At 48.7% G+C, this 22,349-nt stretch carries 28 protein-coding genes; 12 read left to right on the forward strand and 16 right to left on the reverse strand.

What is annotated here, in order from left to right:
• Positions 1 to 37: 37 nt before the first annotated feature.
• Both CLV60_RS28385 and CLV60_RS28390 read right to left on the reverse strand, forming a co-directional pair.
• Positions 38 to 448, reverse strand: coding sequence for a DUF6157 family protein (locus CLV60_RS28385; RefSeq protein ID WP_106598790.1), 411 nt, complete (start codon positions 446 to 448; stop codon positions 38 to 40).
• A gap of 90 nt (positions 449 to 538) precedes the next feature.
• Complete coding sequence (locus CLV60_RS28390; protein ID WP_106598791.1) at positions 539 to 925, reverse strand: winged helix-turn-helix transcriptional regulator; 387 nt, start codon at positions 923 to 925, stop codon at positions 539 to 541.
• A gap of 77 nt (positions 926 to 1,002) precedes the next feature.
• On the opposite strand from CLV60_RS28390, the gene CLV60_RS28395 reads away from it, so the two are divergent.
• Positions 1,003 to 1,893, forward strand: coding sequence for an NAD(P)H-binding protein (locus CLV60_RS28395; protein ID WP_106598792.1), 891 nt, complete (start codon positions 1,003 to 1,005; stop codon positions 1,891 to 1,893).
• Positions 1,894 to 1,926: 33 nt separating this feature from the next.
• Here the strand turns inward: CLV60_RS28395 and CLV60_RS28400 are convergent, their stop codons facing one another.
• From CLV60_RS28400 to CLV60_RS28415, 4 genes are read right to left on the reverse strand one after another with little or no spacing between them, the layout of a single operon-like run.
• Entirely contained in the window at positions 1,927 to 2,340 is a 414-nt protein-coding gene (locus tag CLV60_RS28400) for a putative toxin-antitoxin system toxin component, PIN family (RefSeq protein WP_106598793.1), read from the reverse strand.
• Positions 2,330 to 2,542: a hypothetical protein gene (locus tag CLV60_RS28405; RefSeq protein ID WP_106598794.1), complete on the reverse strand. Its 213-nt coding sequence runs from the start codon at positions 2,540 to 2,542 to the stop codon at positions 2,330 to 2,332. Before CLV60_RS28405 ends, CLV60_RS28400 begins: the two co-directional genes overlap by 11 nt.
• Positions 2,543 to 2,586: 44 nt before the next feature.
• Entirely contained in the window at positions 2,587 to 3,351 is a 765-nt protein-coding gene (locus CLV60_RS28410; RefSeq protein WP_106598795.1) for a methyltransferase domain-containing protein, read from the reverse strand.
• Between the two features lie 6 nt (positions 3,352 to 3,357).
• A complete protein-coding gene (locus tag CLV60_RS28415) occupies positions 3,358 to 4,542 on the reverse strand; it encodes an ATP-binding protein (protein ID WP_106598796.1) in 1,185 nt (394 codons plus the stop codon).
• Positions 4,543 to 4,758: 216 nt separating this feature from the next.
• Here CLV60_RS28415 and CLV60_RS28420 point away from each other — a divergent pair, with 216 nt between their 5' ends.
• Positions 4,759 to 6,231 carry a BNR-4 repeat-containing protein gene (locus tag CLV60_RS28420; protein ID WP_229211168.1) on the forward strand — a complete coding sequence of 491 codons (1,473 nt, stop codon included), beginning with the start codon at positions 4,759 to 4,761 and terminating at the stop codon, positions 6,229 to 6,231.
• A gap of 59 nt (positions 6,232 to 6,290) precedes the next feature.
• On the opposite strand, the gene CLV60_RS28425 is transcribed toward CLV60_RS28420, so the two are convergent.
• Positions 6,291 to 6,752: a glycine zipper family protein gene (locus tag CLV60_RS28425; protein WP_106598798.1), complete on the reverse strand. Its 462-nt coding sequence runs from the start codon at positions 6,750 to 6,752 to the stop codon at positions 6,291 to 6,293.
• A gap of 171 nt (positions 6,753 to 6,923) precedes the next feature.
• Here CLV60_RS28425 and CLV60_RS28430 point away from each other — a divergent pair, with 171 nt between their 5' ends.
• Positions 6,924 to 8,291, forward strand: coding sequence for an alpha/beta hydrolase (locus CLV60_RS28430; protein ID WP_106598799.1), 1,368 nt, complete (start codon positions 6,924 to 6,926; stop codon positions 8,289 to 8,291).
• A 133-nt stretch (positions 8,292 to 8,424) separates the two neighbouring features.
• Here the strand turns inward: CLV60_RS28430 and CLV60_RS28435 are convergent, their stop codons facing one another.
• From CLV60_RS28435 to CLV60_RS28445, 3 genes are all read right to left on the reverse strand, one after another.
• Positions 8,425 to 9,063, reverse strand: a complete 639-nt coding sequence (locus tag CLV60_RS28435) for a hypothetical protein (RefSeq protein WP_211302284.1) — start codon at positions 9,061 to 9,063, stop codon at positions 8,425 to 8,427.
• A gap of 75 nt (positions 9,064 to 9,138) precedes the next feature.
• On the reverse strand, positions 9,139 to 9,591 hold the full coding sequence (locus CLV60_RS28440) for an SRPBCC family protein (protein WP_106598800.1): 453 nt from the start codon (positions 9,589 to 9,591) through the stop codon (positions 9,139 to 9,141).
• A gap of 2 nt (positions 9,592 to 9,593) precedes the next feature.
• Positions 9,594 to 10,391 (reverse strand): hypothetical protein, encoded by a 798-nt coding sequence (locus tag CLV60_RS28445; RefSeq protein ID WP_229211169.1) that lies wholly within the window; start codon positions 10,389 to 10,391, stop codon positions 9,594 to 9,596.
• Between the two features lie 135 nt (positions 10,392 to 10,526).
• On the opposite strand from CLV60_RS28445, the gene CLV60_RS28450 reads away from it, so the two are divergent.
• Both CLV60_RS28450 and CLV60_RS28455 read left to right on the forward strand, forming a co-directional pair.
• Positions 10,527 to 11,282, forward strand: a complete 756-nt coding sequence (locus CLV60_RS28450; RefSeq protein ID WP_106598801.1) for an MBL fold metallo-hydrolase — start codon at positions 10,527 to 10,529, stop codon at positions 11,280 to 11,282.
• Between the two features lie 211 nt (positions 11,283 to 11,493).
• Positions 11,494 to 11,667: a type II toxin-antitoxin system ParD family antitoxin gene (locus CLV60_RS28455; protein ID WP_106598802.1), complete on the forward strand. Its 174-nt coding sequence runs from the start codon at positions 11,494 to 11,496 to the stop codon at positions 11,665 to 11,667.
• A 4-nt stretch (positions 11,668 to 11,671) separates the two neighbouring features.
• Here CLV60_RS28455 and CLV60_RS28460 read toward each other — a convergent pair whose 3' ends face one another.
• The gene (locus CLV60_RS28460) at positions 11,672 to 11,947 is read right to left on the reverse strand and encodes a SymE family type I addiction module toxin (RefSeq protein WP_106598803.1); all 276 of its coding nucleotides are present in this window, start codon (positions 11,945 to 11,947) and stop codon (positions 11,672 to 11,674) included.
• Between the two features lie 148 nt (positions 11,948 to 12,095).
• On the opposite strand from CLV60_RS28460, the gene CLV60_RS28465 reads away from it, so the two are divergent.
• The 3 genes from CLV60_RS28465 to darG all read left to right on the forward strand — a co-directional run bounded on the left by CLV60_RS28465 (position 12,096) and on the right by darG (position 14,082).
• Positions 12,096 to 12,296 carry a helix-turn-helix transcriptional regulator gene (locus CLV60_RS28465; RefSeq protein ID WP_106598914.1) on the forward strand — a complete coding sequence of 67 codons (201 nt, stop codon included), beginning with the start codon at positions 12,096 to 12,098 and terminating at the stop codon, positions 12,294 to 12,296.
• 78 nt (positions 12,297 to 12,374) lie between these two features.
• Positions 12,375 to 13,016 (forward strand): type II toxin-antitoxin system toxin DNA ADP-ribosyl transferase DarT, encoded by a 642-nt coding sequence (darT, locus tag CLV60_RS28470; protein ID WP_106598804.1) that lies wholly within the window; start codon positions 12,375 to 12,377, stop codon positions 13,014 to 13,016.
• Between the two features lie 7 nt (positions 13,017 to 13,023).
• Positions 13,024 to 14,082, forward strand: coding sequence for a type II toxin-antitoxin system antitoxin DNA ADP-ribosyl glycohydrolase DarG (gene darG, locus CLV60_RS28475; protein WP_106598805.1), 1,059 nt, complete (start codon positions 13,024 to 13,026; stop codon positions 14,080 to 14,082).
• A 263-nt stretch (positions 14,083 to 14,345) separates the two neighbouring features.
• Here the strand turns inward: darG and CLV60_RS28480 are convergent, their stop codons facing one another.
• Positions 14,346 to 16,106 carry a hypothetical protein gene (locus CLV60_RS28480; RefSeq protein ID WP_106598806.1) on the reverse strand — a complete coding sequence of 587 codons (1,761 nt, stop codon included), beginning with the start codon at positions 16,104 to 16,106 and terminating at the stop codon, positions 14,346 to 14,348.
• 166 nt (positions 16,107 to 16,272) lie between these two features.
• The gene (locus tag CLV60_RS28485) at positions 16,273 to 18,516 is read right to left on the reverse strand and encodes a M28 family metallopeptidase (protein WP_106598807.1); all 2,244 of its coding nucleotides are present in this window, start codon (positions 18,514 to 18,516) and stop codon (positions 16,273 to 16,275) included.
• A gap of 153 nt (positions 18,517 to 18,669) precedes the next feature.
• Between CLV60_RS28485 and CLV60_RS34375 the strand changes: the two genes are divergently transcribed.
• The 3 genes from CLV60_RS34375 to CLV60_RS28500 all read left to right on the forward strand — a co-directional run bounded on the left by CLV60_RS34375 (position 18,670) and on the right by CLV60_RS28500 (position 19,880).
• Complete coding sequence (locus CLV60_RS34375) at positions 18,670 to 18,855, forward strand: hypothetical protein (protein WP_106598808.1); 186 nt, start codon at positions 18,670 to 18,672, stop codon at positions 18,853 to 18,855.
• A gap of 21 nt (positions 18,856 to 18,876) precedes the next feature.
• Entirely contained in the window at positions 18,877 to 19,191 is a 315-nt protein-coding gene (locus CLV60_RS28495; protein ID WP_106598809.1) for a GIY-YIG nuclease family protein, read from the forward strand.
• A gap of 119 nt (positions 19,192 to 19,310) precedes the next feature.
• Positions 19,311 to 19,880, forward strand: a complete 570-nt coding sequence (locus CLV60_RS28500) for a helix-turn-helix domain-containing protein (protein ID WP_106598810.1) — start codon at positions 19,311 to 19,313, stop codon at positions 19,878 to 19,880.
• 18 nt (positions 19,881 to 19,898) lie between these two features.
• Here CLV60_RS28500 and CLV60_RS28505 read toward each other — a convergent pair whose 3' ends face one another.
• The 3 genes from CLV60_RS28505 to CLV60_RS28515 are packed head-to-tail and all read right to left on the reverse strand — an operon-like array spanning position 19,899 to position 21,282.
• The gene (locus CLV60_RS28505) at positions 19,899 to 20,261 is read right to left on the reverse strand and encodes a DUF1304 domain-containing protein (protein ID WP_019943105.1); all 363 of its coding nucleotides are present in this window, start codon (positions 20,259 to 20,261) and stop codon (positions 19,899 to 19,901) included.
• 39 nt (positions 20,262 to 20,300) lie between these two features.
• On the reverse strand, positions 20,301 to 20,861 hold the full coding sequence (locus CLV60_RS28510) for a hypothetical protein (RefSeq protein ID WP_106598811.1): 561 nt from the start codon (positions 20,859 to 20,861) through the stop codon (positions 20,301 to 20,303).
• Positions 20,862 to 20,874: 13 nt separating this feature from the next.
• Complete coding sequence (locus tag CLV60_RS28515; protein WP_106598812.1) at positions 20,875 to 21,282, reverse strand: hypothetical protein; 408 nt, start codon at positions 21,280 to 21,282, stop codon at positions 20,875 to 20,877.
• Between the two features lie 206 nt (positions 21,283 to 21,488).
• Here CLV60_RS28515 and bla point away from each other — a divergent pair, with 206 nt between their 5' ends.
• Entirely contained in the window at positions 21,489 to 22,223 is a 735-nt protein-coding gene (gene bla / locus CLV60_RS28520) for a subclass B1 metallo-beta-lactamase (RefSeq protein WP_106598813.1), read from the forward strand.
• The last annotated feature ends 126 nt before the right edge of the window (positions 22,224 to 22,349 follow it).

The following is a 22,349-nucleotide window of genomic DNA, read 5'->3' on the forward strand; positions in this document are numbered from 1 at the left end:
GGAGTCACGTAAATATACCAAATAACTCCTCCTTATGCTACCGGCTCGACTTCATTGCCTTCACCGTTTTCAGGTCGCTTGCTTTCAACTTTTTATATTCGTCGCTATCGCACGCAATCAATGCGATCTTTCCTTCCTCGTCGTTGTGGACGCCCCATCCGTACCGTTTGGTGAGTGGTGAGCAACGCATACAGGCCTGTCCTTTTGAAAAAAACTGTTTTCGGGCCTCTTCCAGTTCGCTTTCCGTGAGATCCTTTCTTTCCGCAAAAACCTTGAACAATACATCATCAGATGTGAATTTGTAGGGATTCTTGCTGATCATGTCATACTGGATACCGGCCACGGTTTTGGACTCACCCTTCATCGGCGGTATTTCACCAGCGGTTGCAGGGCAATCGTCTGCGACCTCAATAAGTGTGTTTTCGTAGTTGGTGGTGTGGACTTTCATAGCTGGTCTGTTTTGGATGCAAAATAATGTGCCTCGTGACAACAGTGTGTCAGGAGGCCAACCAAAATCCCAAAAAACTTTGCCCGCTGCTCACACAGCCATTTCCTCCGCTACCAGTGAGTTATTTCGCTTCATATCCCGGTACGCCCATTCTGCCATGGCATTGATCACCGATTCAAGCTCTTTGCCGCCGTCCGTTAGCGTGTAGGTAACATACGGCGGCACCACCGGCTTGGCTTCCCGGATGAGCAAGCGGTCGCCTTCGAGCTGTTTCAAATGCTGGATGAGCATCTTTTCGGTAATGTGCGGCATCGCTTTCTTGATCTCACTGTAACGCTTGCTTCCTGCCAACAGGTGGTACAAAATGATCGGTTTCCAGTGGCCGCCAATCTTGTTCATCACATACGTAACCGGGCATTCCTGCATTACGATCCCGCGGTTCGCATTGTAAGTCGAGTTTTCTTTGATTTTAGTCATACATACTCTCGGGTAAGTACTTGTCAAAAAGTAAGTACAAATATAGTTTTGTCCCATCAAAAAACAATTCGAAAGACATGAAATACATCATCACCGGGTCACTGGGCAATATCAGCCTTCCCGTAACCCAAAACCTCGTTAAAGCTGGCCATGAAGTAGTTGTCATCAGCAGCAACGCAACCAAAAAAGCACAGATCGAAAGCCTGGGCGCGAAAGCGGCGATTGGCTCAGTACAAGACCTGGCCTTCCTCGAATCTGCATTCAAAGGCGGTGACGTCGCCTACCTGATGATACCTTCGGATTTTTCCGTTGCCGATTACGCCGCATTCCAGCTGGAAGTAGCGGACAAATATCTGGAAGCCATCCAATCTGCCGGCGTCACGCGCATCGTGCTCCTGAGCAGCATAGGCGCGCACTTGCGCAAGGGGGCAGGACCGATCGATGCGTTGGGTTACCTGGAAGAAAAACTGGCACAAACGCCAGGTTTGCACGTTAAAATCCTTCGCCCATCCTATTTCTTCAACAATTTGTATGCGCAAATCGGCCTGATCAAAAACGCGGGCATTGCCGGAAGCAACTTCGGCGGCACCGAGGAAAAGCTGGTGCTCGTCGACACCGACGATATTGCTAAGGTGGCCACTGAGCAACTGCTTGCACCATTTTCCGAAGTGCAAACCATCACCTACATTTCCAGCGACGAGCGCCACCCTTCCGAAATTGCCTCTGTACTCGGCGCAGCCGCAGGTAAAGAAGGCACGCCTTGGGTTACCTTCGCCGACGAAGACGCCTTCAACGGCATGCTTCAAGCCGGCCTGAACGAAAGCTTCGCCGGCCTCTACCGCGACATGGGGCAGGCACTCCAAAGCGGCAGAATGCAGGAAGACTACTGGAAAAACCGCGGGGAAATCAAAGGCACTTTCAAACTGGAAGACTTCGCCAAGCGGTTTGCGGGGGCGTATCAGGGGTAGTGATGAATGCGCTAATTGATCATCCTCTGCCGATCAATTAATGCATTCCAATAAGTTCGTCAATGTTATAATGCGCGTCTTGCCAATTTGTCCGATATCCAACAAATCGGAATCGCCGGTGATCAGGAAATCGGCATTGGAGTCAAGCGCTAATGCAAGCAGAAAATTATCTTTCGGATCGCGACAGATGTCAACCTTAGTCGTCACGTTTTTAAATGTCGCCACTTCGTGAATAGTAGTTAGCAGCTCCGCCACCGTTTGAAAATCGAAATACCTGGCAAATTTGGGACGGCAAGCCACGCTGACAAACTCCTGGACGAGCTCCTCGCTAAAAATGAGAGTTACTTTTCGGGAAAACAGCAATTCATCCAGCTTCGCATTACCGGAGATGAGAAAGCTGATCCAAAGATTCGTATCAATAATAATTCTTCGGGGATTATCCTGCATATCGCTTCGTCCTTTCTGATTCGACTTCGGCTGTTATTTCTTCAAGCGTCGGAGTTGAGTCAGAATTGGAGCGTAGCTTTTTCAAAACGGAGGCGAAACCACTTTCACCAGGATTTTGAATGGAAATCAATTCCATTTCTTCCAGGTCTTTCAGCAGTTTTGTGGCTTTGGGATCCAATATGTTGATCAGCAGCGTGTCCATATCTCAAATTTACAGAAAAGATCACACTTATCCTGTCAAAAGATTCAAAACTGCGCGCCTATCAATATCCTTTTAAATGGGTAGAAAACAGGCTCTTTTTGAAAATGATTATTCAGCAAAGCCTGGTAGTCGTCGAGGAACTGCATCTTTAATGATTCCGGTAACCGTTCGAGATACGGAATCAAGGCCGTGCCGGAAACCCAAGTCAGTAACGCATCCACGTCATTGAGGATGAGCGGGTATATTTTCTCGAAAACCTGCATGGATTTGCCGCCATTTTCGAAAAGGATTTCAGCATAACGATCGAGTTCGAGCACGGGAGAGATCCGGTTCCAGCCCTGGTACAAGTCCGCATAAGGCTCCTCAGCAGCGAGTTCGTTGAGCAAGCGGTTTGTCAGGTTGTGGTGCTGAGCCGGCATTTGCACCAATAGCTGTCCTCCGGGTTTTATTTTGGAAATAATATGCGGAAACAGCGTTTCGTGGTCCGGCACCCATTGCAGGGCCGCATTGGAAAACACGACGTCCCATTGCTGCACCTTTTCCAATTGCTTTTCAATGGTAATGCATTCGAAACTCAAAGTACTCCCATCCGCTTTCCGCGAGTTGCTGAGCATTTCCTCTGATGAGTCGACGCCCAATACCCTGGATTCCGGCAAGGTCTCGGCCAATTTCGTCGTCAGCTCGCCCGTGCCACAACCGAGGTCGATCAACTCTAACCCCGGCCGTACTTTCAGCAGGGCGGCCAAATCATAAAACGGTGCGGAGCGTTCCGATTTGAACCGATTATAAATCTGCGGATTCCAAGCCATAGCCTATCATATTTTTAAATTGAGTAACTCAGTAACCATCCCGGCTAACGGAATGGCGGTAACATCCTTAGCAAGAGGAAAGCGCTCCTTGCCCGGATATACCAGAAACCGCCTTTCCGCCTTAATATCTTCACAACCCAGGTAAAAGCCCTTCGAAAGGGAAGGCGAGATCGATCTTTTGATCTCGATCGCGTAACGCTCCGTGGCCCCCCGTTCCAGCACCAGGTCGATCTCAGCACCGGCAGCGGTGCGGTAATACCACGGCGTCATACCCAACGGCAATGCAGCCATCAGGTTTTCGATCACAAAGCCTTCCCAGCTGTTGCCCGACACCGGGTGGCCCAGCAGATCGTCGTAAGTAGCCAGGTTGAGCAGTGCGTGCGTAAGACCACTGTCGCGTATGTATACCTTGGGCGTTTTCACGAGCCGCTTCCCGACATTTCCCGACCATGGCCGTAAGGTACGGATCAGAAAGAGATCTTCGAGCAGCTCAACGTAGCGCTTCACCGTCGGCAAGGCGATATCTAGACTCGAACTCAGCTGGGCCGTATTCAACTGCCCACCCTGATGGTGCGCCAGCATGGTCCAGAGCCTTCGCAATAAGACGGTCGGAATGCGGGGGCCGAACTGCGGAATGTCCCGTTCCAGATAGGTATTGATAAAATTGAGCCGCCACCGGAAGCTGTTCAGGTCGTTTTTGGAAAGAAAACTATCCGGAAAACCACCACGCAGCCACAATTTATCCTGTGCAAGAGGGCCCGTTTCTTCGATCTCGTTGATAACAAACCCCGAAAGCTCACGATAGGCGATCCTCCCTGCCAGCGTTTCCGCCGATTGCCTTAAAAGATCCAGCGACGCGGATCCGAGAATCAGAAATTGCCTTGTCCGAAGCCCTTCTTTCCTGCGCCGGTCGATAACGCCCCGCAGCACAGGAAAAAGCTCGGGCACACGATGGACTTCATCCAGAATGATGAGATTACCCTTATGCGCCTCAAAATATGCTTCCGGCTCATTTAACTTGGCCAGATCAAGCGGGTTTTCCAGGTCAAGGTAAATGGGCTTCGGATCGAGCGATTCGGCCACAAGCTCTGCCAGGGTCGTCTTCCCGATCTGGCGCGGACCCAATACGCCCACAGCTGGAAAATTATCCAGTAATTCGTCGATTTCTTCCTTTGCTATCCGTGGTATCATCCTTGTAATTATAACACCAAATGTTAGATTTACAAGGTAAAAATATCAATTACAAATTAATACTGCAAGTAATTTACCTTGTAATTATAACATCTAATGTTAGATTTACAAGGTAAATTATGAAAGACAGCACTCTGCTTTCCACTTATTATCAGTAACAAAACCCCAATCACCGGCTTTAATAGCAATGTGATCACCAGTTACACTTCCCGCCCTATGACCGCCGCAAAAAAATCCATTGAGTTTTCAAGACAATACCTGACTTTCCTGACATTTCTGACTTTCCTGACCACCCCCACCCTCGCCCAGAACACCGACGGCCAGTTTGCGGAAGCGGAGATCATCATGAAAAAAGCCAACGGCTTTCGCGGCATCTGGTACATGAACCAGCCCTCCAACGACGAATATGTTTACAAATACAGCGGCGGGCTGGCCGTTTACCCGGCCAATCACCGGCCATTCGCCATTTATGCGAGGCAGGTGGATAAAACCTTCTTCTGCTTCGGAGGCACCGACAGTACCAATTCCACATTGCTGCATAATGTCTCCTACTTCGATCACAGAACGGGCAAAGTAGCCAACCCGCTGACGATTCTGGACAAAAAGACCACCGACGCACACGATAACCCCGTAATTTCGATCGACGACCGTGGTTACATCTGGATTTTCTCGACCTCTCACGGTATCTCGCGTCCTTCCTATATTCATAAAAGCAGGAAACCTTTTGATATCAGCGATTTCGAGCGGGTGAATGCAACGGAGCTAGTCGATGGCAAGCCTCAGCCCTTTGCCAATTTCTCCTATTTTCAGGTTTACCACATCAAAGGCAAAGGATTCATTGCGCTTTTTACCAAATACAACAAGGCGGGACAGCGGGTGATCGGGTACAATACTACTGCCGATGGCGTGCATTGGAATGAGTGGAAAGTACTGGCACACATCGAGGAAGGGCATTATCAGATCAGCACCGAGCGGAATGGAAAAATCGGCGTCGCATTCGACTACCATCCCAAAGGCAAGGGCCTGAATTACCGGACTAACCTGCATTACCTCGAAACATCGGATTTCGGAAAAACCTGGCAGAATATCGAAGGAACATCGGCGCAGTTGCCATTAACCAGCCCCAAGAACCTGGCCACAGTGCACGATTACGCGAGTGAAAAGCGTAACTGCTACTTGCTCGACATTACCTTCGACCAGCAAAACAAACCTGCTATCCTGGTCATCGCCAGCAAAGGCTACGAAGCCGGTCCTGCCAACGGCCCGCGCGAGTGGACATTATACCGGCCGGGCAACCAGGGTTGGGAACACCACATCGTGACGACATCCGACAACAACTACGATATGGGCTCGGTTTATCACATTTCCAAAAACAGCTGGCGGGTCGTCGGACCGAGCATGGATGGCCCACAAGCCTACAATCCCGGCGGGGAGGTAGCGATGTGGCGGAGCGACGACGGCGGCAAGCAATGGGCACTGGAAAGGCAGCTTACCCGGAACAGCCCGATGAATCACTCGTACGTACGTAAGCCCCTACACGCGCAAGACGGGTTCTACGCGATCTGGGCGGATGGTCATGGTCGCAAACCTTCGGAATCGTTTGTTTATTTTTCCAATGCCCATGGTGACGTATATCGGTTGCCGCGACAAGGCAAAAAGCCGATGCTGGTGCCCCTGCCTACGAAATGAGGCACAAAAAAATTGCCGGCCTTACGACCGGCAATCCGAATTATATAGCGAGTATGTGATTATTGTCCGTTACGTTTTTTCACCTGGTGGTCGACAATCGCGCCGGTGCCCGCGCCCACGCCAGCACCGATCACGGTACCGATGAGTGCGCCTTCCACACGTTTCTTGTTCACGATCGCGCCGGTGATGGCTCCGGTACCTGCTCCTACCAATGCGCCTTTGGCCGTATGGCTCCATTTCTTTTTAGTGCGGGCGGCTACGGGAGCGGCGGCAGGTGTGCTTGCAACGGCCTGAGTGTGGCTTGTTGCCTCATTTTTCTCAAGATCTTCCCACTTTTCCGCTTCCTGGCGTTGAGCTTGCAGGGCGTTCATTGAATCTATAATGGCCTGTTTTTCCATGGCTACGCGCATGGAATCGATGGTTTTTTGTTGTGATTTCAAGAGTGCTTCCTGCTTGTCTGACTGCGTGTTACAAGCCGCCAGCATAGAGGCAGCGAATAACATCGAAATAACAGCTTTCATCTTTGGTGTTTGGATGGTTATGCCAATGAATATGCCAAAACCGTGCCAGAGGTGCCGTTTCCAGTAATAACATATTCCACAAACCGCCTACCGGTAAATAACAAACGATTGAGTAGATCGGGGATACTCGCTAACTTGTAGAACTACCTCGATCCTTAAACAACCACCTCCATGGAAGGCATTATCAACGACGACCTCGACCAGCAATCGCAGCGCCCCGGCGCGAACGGCCCGCGGCCCTTTTTGAAACGGGGCAACAAAGTGACAGTTACCAGCGCCGAATACGACGGCCGCACACTGTGGCACATCACCAGCGACGGCACCAAAGTGATTGGAAACAAAGTGGAGCTGGATGCCTATTCGGGCTTGTCGGCTCTTGATAAATCGCATTTCTTCATCTGCTACCGTCAGCAGAAAGCGGGCATTCCGGTGATTGACATGGCCGATGCGCCCGACAAGCTGTACTTCGCCAACCTGCCGCCCTCGCCCGACCGCGATTTCAGGGTAACAGAGCTCTTTCCCGAGGTATGGGCCACCGGCGTGACGCAGGCTGTGAGCCGGCTACCGGAGTCCCGTAAGCATGTTTTCGTTTATATCCACGGCTTTGATTGGGAGCCCGGGCTCAAACTGGAACTCGCACCCCAGTTTGTACAAAGCTACCTCGCCCACCCCGAAAACAGCGTCGCCAATGTGCTCTACTTCGGCTGGCCGTCGTACGGATGGCGCAAGAAGGCCGACGACCGCTCCATTGGCTATGGCGAACAGTTCACCCGGAATGGTTTGTTTGAATACTTTGAAGTGCTCTCCCGAAAACTGAAAGAAGCGGGCAAAACGCTGAACCTCGTCGTGCATTCATTCGGGCACCAGCTGCTGAACGGCATGATCAACCCCGGCGAAGGCCACAGCATTCCGACCGGCATTTTCGAAAACATATTCCTGATGGCCCCCGACGTCACGCACCTGGCTGTGCAACAGGGAGGCGTACAGCTCCGGAATATGCGCAGGAAATTCAAAGGGCCCCATTTTCATTACAACTACACGCCATTAAAACAGCTGGCCAAGCACGTCCATATTTACTACGACCCGAGCGATTACCTGCTGTATGTGAGCTCCAAGCAATTCAACCTCAATGCAAATACCGCGGCCTTCGATCCCCGTCCCGATGCCGAAGGCCTTACGAGTGACTTCCGCAACCTGGGCAGCTACGGCGACAAAATCTTCCAAAAAGACCCGAACCTGAAGCTCGAAGATGGCTTCAACTTCTATAACGTGCTGGACATCATCAAGCAAGACACCGACGTGCAGGCGGACCCGCTCTATTACGGCTTTCTCAACAACGAGGACAATGCCATGGCCAATGCGCGTGAAGGCGATTACAGCGGCATTAAACTACTCAGCACTTTCTGGGACAGGTATTACCTCATGAACCATCACGCCTACCTGTTCAGCAGCAGGCCTGTGGTGGCACACGTGTTACAGCGCCTCGCAGGTGTGCCCGTGCAGCCGCACGTGAATGAGGAAGAAGCGCCTATTGTGTAAGGGGGCTGTATTAATTCAAGTCACGCTGAGCGAAGTCATACTGTCAGCCTTAGCGCAGTCGAAGGCATTCCACACCGCAAACATCGTGTTCTTCGACTACGCTCAGCATGACAGTTTATAATATCCGAGCCCTTCATTGCTTCACTGGCACCCAAACCTCCGCTCCCGGCCCCTTACCGGAAGTCAGTTCGATCAGCGAGAGTAAATACGCATTCTCAGGCTCGCCGCTTTGCTTGACCATTTGACGGAACGCGGCCTCACCCGCCGGGAAAACCGCCGTGAGGTCCAGCTTCCATGTGCCGTTTTCCTTATTAAACTCAAATGCCAGCGGCGTCTTCTGCCCGCGCACCAAAAGTTCTCCCGTAGCGAAATTGCCATTTACCTTCACCACACCCACCTCGTTGTTCATCACCGAACTCTTCCCAACCATGCCCATTTTAATGGCCGTCACCAGCAATTGCTTGCCGTTTGTCGTCAGGATTTCGTCTTTGGAAATGCGATGGCGAATGATCAGGACCATGAGTTTGTCCATCAAAGTAAGCTTATCCACCGCCAGTGAATCGGCAGTCTTCACTTTTTCGAGAATATTGCCGTAATAGTTGATTGTCTTGGTATCTACCTGCTCCACCGCTTCCTCGCCTTTGTCGTTAAGGATTGCTGATTTGTAAGCGTCAAACGTCTTTTTTACCTGTTGCTCCTCGGTTTGCTGGGCGGTGGTCAGTGTCGGGATCAGGAATAATGCCAGAAATGTAATGCGGGTAAAATGCTTCATTGGTTTTATTTGGAGTTGAAAAATAGGCCGCGAAGATAGCCCGATTGCATCAAAAAAGTGACACTTTGAAAACCGCTAGGCTCTTTCAAGGTCATGTTTTAAATGCAGATTCCTTTTCTGCAAGAACTTTCGCATGTAGTTTTCCAAATACAACTTGTCAAAAAGGACACCTAAAATACCGAAGGGTGTTTCGTATTGAAATAGGTCTGTCATCACCGTTGCCCCGTTTTCCTCGACAAAATGATGTTCGTGACGCATACTTTTGAAAGCGCCTTTCAACATTTGGTCCTCGAAAAACGTTGGTTCGATCATCCGGCCAATTTCCACAGTAAGCCGTTGCCTGACCCCGAGGTGTTTTGCCTCCCAGGTAACGACATCGCCCGCTTCGAACAACCCGGTCATTCTGCCGGCAACCACCTTCTCGTTCGTCCCAGACGTTGACGATAAATGGGCGTCAACGCTCCGTGCGGCGTCAAAGCAAGCTTTGATAGGCGCATGAATCACGGTCGTTAAATGAATTGTTGTCATGGTTAATTCAACTGCTTCAAAACCTTCCCATCCCAGAGACCTTTGTAGGTTTGATTCAAACCCTTGATTTCTATTCGAAAACTCTGGTCTTCGGCTTTATATTCTGACTCAATCACTTTATCGCTCTCATCTAGAAATTCGAGGCCGTAATGAAATGGTAGTTCTTCACTCGTGAAATGCATTTTAATACCCCCATTTTGCATATCAAAAATGGCAATGCGAAAATGCTCGGGATAGCCTTTGTCGGCGTACACCTCGTAACCCATATCCTGCGCGGCAATCATGACAAGCTGTTTGTGATACACCAGCGGATAGCAAAAATAGGCAAACGTATGCGGCCGGAAATCGGTGTAATACCGCTTGCCGTCGATGCGCAGCGAATAGCACATGTCAAAAGAATATTGGTCAACGCCATTGGCTTTCTGTCTGTATACCTGGTTGTGAAAAATCGTGTCGATCACGACCAGCGAGGGGTTAATAAGCTTGCCGGCCACATTCGCCGGGGCCTTTAATTCCTTCGATTTGAAAAGCAAAATACCACCCGGCTGCGGGAAGAGCATCGATAGCCCCGGATCGGGCTTGGGCATGAATGTCTGCGACACAATCTCCTGCCTCGTACGTGCGAGCGCCTCCGCATCCGTACTCGCGAGCGTGTAGGAGCCGTTTTGGATATTGAAGTTGAACGGCGCTACGACGAACGCCTGCGCGAGCGCATTGCCCGCGCACGCAATGAATATCAAAGTAAAACCAAATGTAAACTGCGCCACTCGGAGCGCTGCTTTACGGAAATGCATCATCATAGCCCAGCGGTTACCGATCTTGCTGCAAGCTAAACAGAACTTTCACTTCGCGATTAAAAAGCTATGAAAAATCGGCCAAAAACTTGCTCCCGGGCTGGTAAAGCCTAAATTTGATTTGTATAAAAACAACAAATCATGAAAACGACTTTCACCTTTTTGCTCCTGTTCGCGGCCACACTCTGCTGGGCGCAGCTTCCTAAGCCCGATGAAATCCCGACCTCCAAAGGTCCGCTCAAAATCCAGCCGCTTAACCACGCTACGCTGGCCCTCACCTGGAACGGCAAAACCATCTACGCCGACCCGTACCAGGCCCCCAAAACCTTCGTCGGCATCGCCAAACCCGACCTGATCGTGATCACCGACATCCACGGCGACCATTTCGACCCTGCCTCCCTCGAAGCCCTCGACCTGACTGGAACCATCATTGTAGCCCCGCAGGCCGTCGTCGACAAAATGTCCGACGCATTGAAAGCCAAAACGACCGTCCTCGCCAACGGCGCCACCACCGAAAAACTCGGCATCAGCATCACCGCCATCCCGATGTACAACCTCCCCGAAACCGCCGACTCCCGCCACACCAAAGGCCGCGGCAACGGCTACGTCCTCAAACTGGGCGGTAAATCGGTCTTCCTCAGCGGGGATACCTCCGGCATTCCGGAGATTAAGGCATTGAAGAACATCGATGTGGCATTTGTTTGCATGAATTTGCCTTATACGATGGATATTAACGAGGCTGCTGCTACCGTGCTGGCGTTCAAGCCGAAGGTGGTTTATCCTTACCATTATCGTGGGCAGGGGGGGTTTAGTGATACGGAAGCGTTTAAGAAGCTCGTGAATGAGAAGGATGGGAAGATTGATGTGAGGGTTCGGGATTGGTATACGGTGAAGTGAGGGCGTGCATATTGCAGACATCACGCGTAGTGCTTCGACCGCAGCGGCGGCCGCTTCGCTCAGCATGACAATTGAAAGATGTCAGTCTGAGCGAACGGGGCCGCCCGGCGGTCGAAGACAGTCCATACTGTACAAACCGCTCTCCTTCATTCATCAACATGATTTTTTGTGCGCGGGTTTTGATATTTTTATAGTACCAACAATACTCGCCATGGCCAAAAACAAATCTATTTCCCTCGGTCTGCATTCGGACACGCGTACTTCACAAGATGAAAAACTGAGACTATTAAGGCAAGCATTGATCAACGGTGAGCAAAGCGGTTGGGTTCACGACTTTGATCCTGAGGAATTCAAGGCCAGAATGCGGACCAAAAACAGTGCTTAGTAGGTCAATCTTGCTCGAAAAGCTCCTTTTGGGCATTCCGCCGTCTTTGACCTGATGCAGGCTCCGGCTCTTCCACCGTGTTGAGCGTAATCTCTATTTTGTTGCTCAAACACTTAACCGTTACTTCGTCGCCGCACTCGAAGCCGGCTGCTTCCAGCCATTTCCCGCAGAGGCGGATTTCAGGCGTGAGGACGTATCCGTACCATGCTCGTGGGAGGTATTTACCGTAGACTTTCAGGCGTCGCTCGGAGGGGTTCGAAGATTTTTTTCTGTGTGTCATAGTTGTTGTTTTACATAATTTACATAGCAAATAACAATATAAATATGATGTAAAACAATATTTATATCGCTCTTTCCAGGGTTTTTCGAAAATTGATTAAGTTCAGAATTAGCGCTAGATAGCATAAAATATGCAGTCGTCGCTAATTATGCGCCTCAATAGAATCAAGATAGTACTACACGAACAAGGAAAGACAAGCAAAGACCTAGCCCAGGAACTTAGCAAGGCCCAATCCACGGTATCACGCTGGTGCACCAACGACTCACAGCCGTCGTTGGAGACGCTTTACGAGATTGCGGTTTGGTTGAAAGTGGATATCAGGGAATTGTTGGTGAGTACAGCGAGTTGATTGATTTGTAAGGCCAGGCACGTCTTAACTCCACTTTGTGTATACTTAAAGTTAAAGACCTAAAAATGCCTTGTCCCCATGCTTATCAATGCGGATCGTAAATACTGCTACCGGATTTGTAACATTCAAAATTTACAGCACATACTGGAAGTGGGAATTTGCACAAGGAATCACCCTTCTGCCAGCAGCGAGTTTCATCCTATCGGAAATCCGGACATCATTGGTGCAAGAGATGCAACGCGCGTAAGAATCGATGGTTACGGGAATATCGGGGAGTACATCCCATTCTACTTCACTCCGCGATCTATTATGCTGTATAATATTGTTACAGGGTACTGGGCCCCGGTTGTTCCAAAGCTTGAAAGAGAAGAAATTCTGATCATACGTTCAGAAATTGGCATTTTAAGCCGAAACCCTCGTTTCTTCTTTACCGATGGACAGGCAAATGCAGCGTACTCGAATCATTACACTGATCTGAGAGATTTGGATCAAATTGATTGGGAAAGCATTCAGCAAAGTAATTTTCAGAAATCCGATTTAGACACCGACCGCCCCAGAAGATACCAGGCAGAATTTCTGGTCCATTCACATGTGCCATTAAAATCGATTGAGTCATTCCTTGTTTACAACGAACACGCAGAAGCTCTTGTTAATGCACATTTGAAATCGGCTGGCTTAAATATTGCAGTTACGGTCGCACCAATATGTTTTTTTCCTTAATTCGCCTATGATACGATTCTCAACCGGAGATTTGCTCCAAGCCAAAACGGAAGCACTCGTAAACACCGTCAACACTGTGGGGGTGATGGGGAAAGGCATAGCACTGCAATTCAAGGAAGCATTTCCGCATAACTACAAGATATATGCGGACACGTGCAAGCGCCATGAACTTGCTCCCGGAAAGCTGCTCGCCGTTTGGGACAACAACATGCTTCTGGGAAAACGACTGATTATCAACTTCCCAACGAAAACGCATTGGAGGAAGCCTTCGGAATATTCGTTCGTAGAGGACGGACTTATCGCCTTGCGAGAGCTCATTTCGGAACAAAAAATTTCAAGCATCGCCGTTCCGCCTCTTGGTTGCGGAAATGGCGGATTAGATTGGCATATCGTCAAACCTATGATTGAAGAGCATCTAGACGGGCTCAACTCAGAAATCGTTGTTTTCGAACCTAATGACCATATCAAGGCGATTTTACAAAAGCGGGCGCCCACCAAGGCCGTCAAACTAACTCCCGCCCGCGCTCAGCTATTATATGCATTGTTCGCCTACGAAAGCATGGGCGAGCACAGTAGTCTTTTCGCGGCCAACAAGCTGGCCTATTTTTATCAGCGACTTGGTCAGCCTTTGCAACTGACATTTACTGCGCAGCATTATGGGCCCTATGCGATTGGCGTCGAAAAGGTCCTCTATGCGCTGAATGGAGTGTATCTGAAAGGATTGGAACAAGGTCAGGCGAAAGCATTTGAGCCGCTAATGCTCAACTATGAAAAGTGGCAGGAAGTAAATGATTACATCAATAGCGAGCTCAGCCCTGAGGCAAAAGCGATCAACCAAAAGCTGCTGGCATTAATTAGCGGGTTCAGTTCGGACTTGTCACTTGAAATACTGGCTACTACTGATTTTATCCTTCAACACAATCCAGAATTTGGCATTGATGAAATTATGGAGCGGATTAAATCTTCGAGCAAGAGAAAAGGTGATTTGGTTAAGAGGGAGTATGTTGAGATAGCTGTGGGGCATTTGAGGGATATGGAGTTGGTTGAAAGTAGTTTTTCATTCTAAGTTGCAGCGGTGAACTTGACTTGACCGCTTATTAGCTTTTCGGTGTTCCTCGAAAGATAATAAAGGGTGAACTAGACAACTACTACATTTAGCGAATCAAGCTCGAAGCCTTGGAAGGTATTGAAGATGCAATACAACCATCCCCTTAATAGTACCATATATTTTGTTACTTGGTACGTGACATCAGAGATGGTCTACTTAAACATTACACACTCTCTCTAACAAACACGTCTAGCAGTAGAACCGGTGCTCTCTGTTATGACCTAAATACTTGAATCGAGATCTTCGTACCCTTCAACAAAAATACTCATGCTTGATTGAAGGGAATTATTACATTTTCTCCAAATATAACTTCGACTGAATAATGAGAAAGGAATCATCCTATTTCTTTCCCAAAGTTTTGTGTTAGTGGGTCTCGTAAGATGTTCATTTATGTACGAATCAACCATATCCTTAAATTTCACCCGGCCCGCGATCAAGTATGGCCTTATATAAATTAGAGAGTCTACGGTGATAATTGTTAACGGTTCAATTTTGTCCAACTTTATGCCCGAATTATCGCGCCGATTGCCTAGTTCCTCTCCAAACCACTCATTAATTAGTTGATTAAGGCCTGTGGCATTAAACACCTCCTCTGTGAGTATCAGGATCGGGTAAATTCTGACAGAGGGCATCTTGTCATATCTGTCAAAGTCAATATTTCCTGATTTAATTCGTTGTATATTGTCCAATAATTGATGAATGGCCTTAGATTGACGTTTTCCTCCGTTAGTCGTCTCTAAAAACTTTGACCTAAGTTCAGCATCTATTTCTAAATAGTTCAATGATTCCTTAGCCTCCTTCTTTATCAATGCATCTTTACACTCGATCAAAAAAATATTATTAAAGTCTCTCACATAATAGTCGGGCTCAGCAACCTCCTTACGTTTGTCATTTTGTCTTGCGACCCTAATTTCACGCCCAGAAAACGAAATTGCCTTTTTGGGAAATACGCCGTGTAACAATTTTGTCAATAAATACTCCTCGGTAAATTCTGTCGAATAAAAACTTCTAAAATTTTTAATCTGTATACTTAATTCCAGCGTCGAATTCAGCCTATTTAACACAAAATACCATCCACGAAAAAGTTTATCAATCACAAACTTGGCATATATGATTTTGTATAACCCATCATCCATTTTCATAACAGGCGTGTTTCTAATAGAAAGAAAGTCCATGTTTTCTTCAAATTCAGCTAGCACAAACTTATCAATAAATTTAATCGCTAGCTTGGACATAGGTTTGTCTCTTATGTCGATTATAGCATCTTTTTGGCACTCAATTGGGTCAAGCAAGAATATCATCATATTAAACAGTTCTCCAATTGATCGGCAGTTATAGTACTTCAAAGTCTCCAACAGGAGAGGCCTCGTTTTTTCATTCTCTCTCAGAAATAAGAAAAGATACTGAGATTTCTGAAATTGAACACTAAATTCAAGAGAGAGATTGTGATTAAGTATCTCATTATCAAACACCGATCCCGTTAAAGCAGTTAAGTATTCGATACGGTCACTCGAATAGTCGACTAAGAGCTGCGATGCCTTGTGCGCTCTTAGCATTATGTCTTCATTGAAGCACAAATAGGCTTTAAATAAGTTCAAACTCCCTTCATCCTCGTCGAATTGGCCCAAGACTTCGGTACTTTTATCAGATTTGAGTGCATACTCAAACAATTTTAAACTGGAAGGAGGATAAATAAAATGTGCAGCACGTTGCGTTTGTTGCTGTATTCGGTAAATATTATTCAATATTTGTGACAATTTAGCAGTTAAGTGCCCGCGAAAATGACGTCGTAGCACCGAAAATATATCTTCATCTCGGTCAAAATGGTTATGATAACCGGAAAAATTTATTGCTGCGTGCAACAGCATTTCTTTTGAAAACGCCTGCAATAACAAATCGACATCAATTTCTTCATTTGGAAAAAGATCATGAAATTTTAAAAGGTAGGGGGTGCGCACCTCTGCGCCATTCTGTTGTTTCATAAACTAACGAAAACAGTTGATTAGATCGGAAAATTTAAACTAATATTATACTTATCTCAAAATCAAACTTGTTACTTATCAAAAATTAATTATTCATTCGATGTAATGCACCTTTTTTTTATAAAAGAATTCTTTTTTCAAGCGGATTTAGCGAAAGGTTTGAAACTCACCTCCCCACCCCACACGCCCTCTCAACCTCCCCCACAAACCCCTCCAAAACCCCGCTCACCCGCAAAATCCCCTCCTCAGCCTCCTTCCAATTCTTCTGCTCAATCGCCTCCCGGATCATCGGCAAAGTCTTCACCCCATACCCCGTATAAAAGCCCGGCGCGTAAATTTGATGCCGGTACCACGGGCGGCGCGGCAAGCCATCGGCATGGATCAGCTTTCTTTCGGTTTTGTATAAAATCTCATTCAACTCCCTCAACTTGTCCGCAGGCAAGGAAGAAAACTTCGACGAGGAAGCAGCAAATGCTTTGGCGCTATTTTCCAATGCAACCAATGCATTATCCAGCGGCGCGAAATTGAGATACGGTGCTACGGATTGAACAGCAGGCTTCACAAACGGATCTTTGGGATCGGCTGCGGCTTCGAAGCGGCCTTCGGCGAGGAGTTTGTTGTGTTCCTCGGCTTTGGTGCGCGTGTTTTCGAGCTCCTTTTTCACTTCCGAGGCGTAGAGTTGTACGGTGTTGGCGAAGTTGGTGAAGTCGAAGGGGAGCACGTCGGCGTTGGCGAAGCGGAGGACGGAGCGGCCGAGGGTTTTGGCGAGCGTGACGCCATAGGCAAAGTCGCCGTCCTTGAAGCGGGTATAATGGTCGTAGGAATCGAAAATGGAATGGTAATCGCCGCCGGCATCTTCGCCGCCGTAGCCGACGTTGAGGGAGGCGATGCCGAGGTGCTGGATAAACGGCGTATAGTCAGAACCGGAACCCAGGGCGCCAATGCGGAGGTCGGCGCGGGTGCGGGCTTCCTGTTTGGCGGTCGGTGAGCCGTTGAGGATCGTGCGCGAGCGCAGGCGGTCGATCACGCTCGTGCCTTTTTCGGGGTCGATCACGTCGCGGCCTACCTGGTTGATGAACTTTTCGAGCGTATGCGAGCCGCCCGCGCTCAGGTACCCGCGACCGTTTCCGTCCGAATTGAGGTATACAACGGCCTTTTCCTTCAAAATGGACTGGTATTTCTCCACCCATTCCGTCGAGCCGAGCAGGCCGGGCTCTTCGCCGTCCCACCAGCAATAGACTATCGTACGTTTCGGTTTCCAGCCGGTTTTGACGAGCTCGCCCAACGCGCGCGCTTCTTCCAGCTCGGCCACGGCACCGCTCACCGGGTCGGCCGCGCCGAACACCCAGGCGTCGTGGTGGTTACCGCGGATCACCCATTGGTCGGGAAACTCGCTGCCTTTCAGCGTCGCGATCACGTTGTAGCAGGGCACGATATCGAAATTGAATTCGAGCTTCAAATGCACCTTCGCCGGGCCCGGGCCGATGTGGTAGGTGATCGGCAATGCGCCCCGCCAGGTCGCAGGCGCCGGTTGACCGGCCAATGCTTTGAGCAGCGGCGTCGCGTCGCCGTACGAAATCGGCAGCACGGGGATCTTCATCATCGCCGGGGCCTCCTCCACGGACAACCGCTTATGTGTCGCGTCCGCCACGAAGCCATTCGTGAGCGGATCGCCCGGCGCGAGCGGTAAATCCACCACTGACCCACGCTGCACACCCGACTCGTTTTTAAATGCCCCTTTGGGATATACGTCGCCCTGGAAATAGCCATCCTCCTTCGGATCGGAATAAATAATACAGCCGATCGCCCCGTGCTCGTACGCCACTTTCGGCTTGATGCCCCGCCACGAGCCACCATATTTCGCTATTACAATCTTCCCTTTCACATCCACGCCGAGCTTCGCCAACTCTTCATAATCGTCGGGCACACCATAATTCACAAAAACCAGCTCGGCCGTTACATCGCCATTGGCCGAAAACGCGTGGTATGGCGGCAAGACGTCCTTTGTTTGCGCGGAGGTAGCGTCCTCTTTCAATGGCTTTTCGATTAATGGGGCCTTAAATTTCGTCGGCTCCGTCAGTTCCAGAATCCGCACTTTCGGCGTCGGAAAAAGCACATGCACCGTATCGAGCCGCGCATCGAAGCCCCACGAAGCGAGTTTGTCGCGCAGGAAAAGCGCATTATTGAGGCCATAAGGCGAACCCAGCTGATGCGGGAAGGCCGTCATGCGCTTCATCCAGTCCCGGAGATTATTGGCTTGGAGTTGTTTATCGAATGCCGCTTCGAGGTCCAGCTCCTTCTTTGCTGTTTCGGCGCCAAAGCCTAAGAGCGGTTGCTGTGCCTGCGCGGAGGCGACAGCCATACCGGAGAATAATATGGAAGTAAATGTTCTTTTGAAAAGGTGTCGCATAAGAACGGAGTGAAAGGTTGATGGTGATGGTTAAATATAGTAAACGATGAGGAACAATGCCGTAGATTGGCGGATAATGTGCCACTGGAATGTACACGCACGCCAACATGCTTCTACTCCGTTCAGCATGACATGAACAGAGTGCAGGGTTTCATGAAAGTTGAATTGCAAAATGTCAGTCTGAGCGAAGCGGCCGCCGCTGCGGTCGAAGACAGTCCGTACCGCAACGTGTTTCAAGACGTCACGCTACTATGCCTCGACTGCAGCGGCGGCCGCTCCGCTCAGCATGACATGAACGGAATGCAAATATTAGATAGTGATTTATTTTGCCTTTCTTGAATAAACAAACCACACTATTCCATGAAATCGTATTACGTCTATATTGCCAAATGCGCCGATGACAGCTATTATACTGGCGTGACCAATGATCTTGACCGGCGCCTCGCTGAGCACAATTCAGGCAAAGACTCCGGATCATATACTTTCACACGACGTCCGGTTGAAATAGTCTTTTCGTATGAATTTAATGATGTACGGCAGGCGATTGCATTTGAGAAGCAGCTAAAAGGCTGGAACCGAAAAAAGAAAGAAGCAATTATCGCAGATCGATGGGAGGATTTGAAGGCACTTGCCAAATTTCAGAATGCAAGTCATTACAAGCGAGATCATGAATGAAAGTTGTCAAGGTACTAGCAAATCGTGAACAACATTTCTAAACTCTTCATCAAATGCCGTAAAAATGCCGCTATCATTCCCGCTCGGGAAAGGTTAAATTTGGGTAAAACAACTTCAATATGAACAACCTGAATACCTCTGAACAAATCAAAACCCTGCGCCGGGCGAAAGGACTTTCGCAGGAAACCCTGGCCGAAAATGCCGGCATTAATCTGCGTACCTTGCAACGCATCGAAGCCGGCGACACCATCCCGCGTGGCGAAACGCTCCGCCTGCTCGCTCAGGCGCTCGATGTGCCTGTGGAAAGCCTCGTACCCGCGCCCGCAGAGGACGCTTCATTCCTGAAAATCCTGAACCTTTCCGCCCTCTCGTTCTGGCTGCTGCCACTGGGCGGCGTGCTCGTTCCGCTCGTATTATGGCTCTACAACCGCCAGCGCGTCGCAGGCGTCATGGAGCTCGGCAAGCGCATCCTGAACTTCCAGATCACCTGGGCCATTATTGTATATGGCATTACGTTATTTATGGTATTCTCCACATTTGCCGGGCGGTTCTTTTTCAATCCGTTTGTGGTGGTATGCGTGTTGTTTTTGATGGCGTTTTTAAACACTGCGGTTATATTGATTACGCATTTCAAAATTGTGCGGGGCGAGGGGGATTATTATGGGATGGGGTTCAGGATTATACATTGACTTTTCAAACCCAATCTATCACAAATGCAGCACCACCAACGCCACAATCGCCGGTAAAGCCTGCACAAAAAAGATCTTTTTGCTCGCCGTAACAGCCCCGTAAATCCCCGCCACAATTACGCAACACAGGAAGAAAACCCCTACATACAACCTCCAATGATGGTCCTCAATGAGCAGCGACCAGATCAGCCCAGCGGCGAGGAAGCCATTATAGAGTCCCTGATTAGCAGCCAGCGTTTTGGTCGGCTTGAAGAGCTCAGGTGCCAGAGAGCCTTTGAAGGTTTCCTTGCCCTTCGTTTCCCAGGCAAACATTTCGATGTAGAGAATGTAAAGATGTTCGAGTGCGACCAGGGCGACTAAGATGGTAGAGAGTGTTTGCATGAGAATAAGTTAAAATGAAATGTGAAACTCGGTCTATGGCTACAACGGATCAGGAGTATTGGTTGCGCTGATAGCGTCTATTTTGGGATCTTCAACAGGTGTCTTGATCAACAGCTCGCGTTCAGCAATTTCCTCCTCCATCCTTATGATGTAGTAAGTTAGATAGATAGCGAGAATGTTGATCCCAAGCACGACTAGCTCCTCTTGCTTATGGATAGTTAGGTTAAGATTACTTGGACCAACCTCAAAACCGAGATCAGTACCACTAGAAAGGTCAATTTTAAATACCGCAGAAGCGCCCGAAACATACAAGTAGGCATAACCACCAACGGCAAACTGAACTATTTGCAAAACCTGGTTAATCTTTGACATGTACAACCCATTCCGGATTTCACCCCTCGTTAGTAGTCGCCCACAGTAAATTGAAAACCCGTAAAGAAATATCCCTGTGGCAATTAGCAAAAGCGTAATACCCTCGATAACACCGGTTTGAGTCAATGCATAAATGAACATTACTATCCCGAGGGCCCCACCTGCAATTTGGTACCAGGCAAGATTTTTTACACGACTTTTAAGTTTTGCAGTCAGTATTTGCTCCATTTTGCTAGAAAAATCAATCTTCGGCTATCCACTCAACGCGGCCATAGGAATAAGGGTCCCAATCTAGAAGCATCTGCCCCAGATTATTGATGGAAGCGGCCACTGTTTTGATACTGAACCGGGAGACATAGCTGTCGGGAGCCGGTAAATTGTTTTGGACCTCTATTTGCAAGGCCGTTTGCCCTCTCCATTCGTAACAATATACCTTTAATGCCAGGGATCTATTAGCCCCGCCAAAATCAAATTCGACGGAATCCTCGATCGAATTTGGAAATGCGCACAACGCGTCTCCCAATTCCTTAAACCACTCTACTTCACTAAATACTTCAATTGCCGTGGTATTAATACCGTTTGTAATCTCGAACCGATATTCTTCAAAAATATCGTCAATCACATAGATCTTTATTCGCTGTTTGCCCATTAATCAAATCAAATTCTCGCACATAGCTTCTTCCGCATTTAGAAACTCAAGAGCCGCGCTGTTTTCGACAAGGATTTGAAATCCCCCGGTGATTTCCCACAGCTCAGTTTCGCACGTCATTGAATGTAGCTTGTCAGGCCGCCAATATAACAATTTCCCTTATCTTGTCACACAATTTGCATTCACTTCTACTCACCAACCAACCCATGAAAAAACACATTCTCGCCTGCCTGCTCCCACTCCTATTTACCCTCACACGCGCGCAAACGCCCGACAAGAGTTTTAAAAGCGACGACCTTGAAATTCAGAAAATTAGCGACCACACCTATTCACACCTCACCTATCTCCAGACAGAAACTTTCGGAAAAGTACCGTGCAACGGCCTGATCGTTTTCGACGGAAATGAAGCGGTGATTTTCGATACGCCTGTGGATGACGCCACGTCAGAAAAAGTCATCCGATGGATCGAAGACAGCTTAAAATGCAAGGTAAAGGCCGTTATAGCCACGCATTTCCACGAGGATTGCGTTGGCGGTTTGAAGGCGTTCCATGAGCACGGCATTCCCTCATATGCGACCAACAAGACAATTGCTTTCGATAAAGAACACAAATTCCCCGTTCCTCAAAAGGGTTTTGACGATAAGCTGGATTTAAAAGTGGGCAAAAAGACAGTAATGGCAGCATTCTACGGTGAAGGACATACGCGCGACAACATCATCGGGTATTTCCCGAGCGAAAAAGTCATGTTCGGCGGCTGCCTGATCAAGGAAGTAGACGCGTCGAAAGGTAACCTGGCCGATGCCAACGTGGAAGCATGGCCGGCGACAGTCAGCAAAATCAAAGCAAAATATCCCGATGTAAAAGTTGTAATCCCCGGCCACGGAAAAATCGGCGATACCGCATTACTTGACTACACCATCAAGCTATTTTCACAGAAATAGACCGCAGAGCGGTTCCCAGTTTGTAGTAACCCGATCTACAAAACAATTTCAGCTCCGTCAGGAGCTTCCTGGCTCAACGGTCAAGGAAGCTCCTACGGAGCTGAAATCGATTTATGACGAACGGAT

Source organism: Dyadobacter jiangsuensis, from assembly GCF_003014695.1.
In the GTDB taxonomy this organism is placed as follows: Bacteria; Bacteroidota; Bacteroidia; order Cytophagales; family Spirosomataceae; genus Dyadobacter; species Dyadobacter jiangsuensis.